Here is a 736-nt window from a genome sequence, read left to right on the forward strand (position 1 = left end):
GTCTCAAAGAATCGCTGATCGGGCGATTTGATCGAAAGAAGGCGATGCATTGAGTTGCGGACGATCGCTTGGCGGGTTCGATAAAATACAATTGTGATTCCAGGCCGGCGATCGCTCGTTTTCCCGTGCGTTTGGGCGTGCTGACAACGCGCGCGGCGGGTGCTACTCTGGCGAGACCGCTCACGTTTTCCCGCCCGCAAGTCGCACCTCTAGGAATCACTATGATGCGTCGCCGCTCGTTCCTCTGCGCGTTGATTGCGCTGTCGCTCGTTAGCAGTTCGCTTCTCGCCGCAAAGCCGCAATCGGAAAAGGAACCGATTGCCCCCACCGAGGTCATTAAGCTGTTCAACGGCCAAGACCTGACGCATTGGTACACGTGGCTCAAAGACACGAAGTACGAAGACCCACGCAAAGTGTTTACGGTGCACGACGGGATGGTCCACATCTCGGGCGACGGGCTCGGTTGTATCACGACCAAGCAAGCGTATCGCGACTATCACTTGATCGTCGAGTTCAAGTGGGGCGAGCGGACTTGGGAGAACCGTGTCGATCGCACGAAGGATTCCGGCGTGCTGGTTCACTCGTTCGGCGAAGACGGCGCGCACGGCGGAATTTGGATGCGCTCGATCGAAGCGCAGGTCATTGAAGGGGGCTGCGGAGACTTCATCGTGGTCTCGGGGGGCTCGGCCGATCCGCAGCAGCCGCTTTCGATTTCCGCGGAAGTGCGCCAGGATCG

General features: G+C 59.0%; 1 protein-coding gene. It reads left to right on the forward strand.

The genetic code is table 11. The features are described 5' to 3' along the window. Positions 1–221: 221 nt before the first annotated feature. Positions 222–736: DUF1080 domain-containing protein (locus JNK74_28785; protein ID MBL7650179.1), on the forward strand; the 515-nt coding region annotated here is incomplete at its 3' end.

The organism is Candidatus Hydrogenedentota bacterium, from assembly GCA_016791475.1.
Taxonomy (GTDB): Bacteria; Hydrogenedentota; Hydrogenedentia; order Hydrogenedentales; family JAEUWI01; genus JAEUWI01.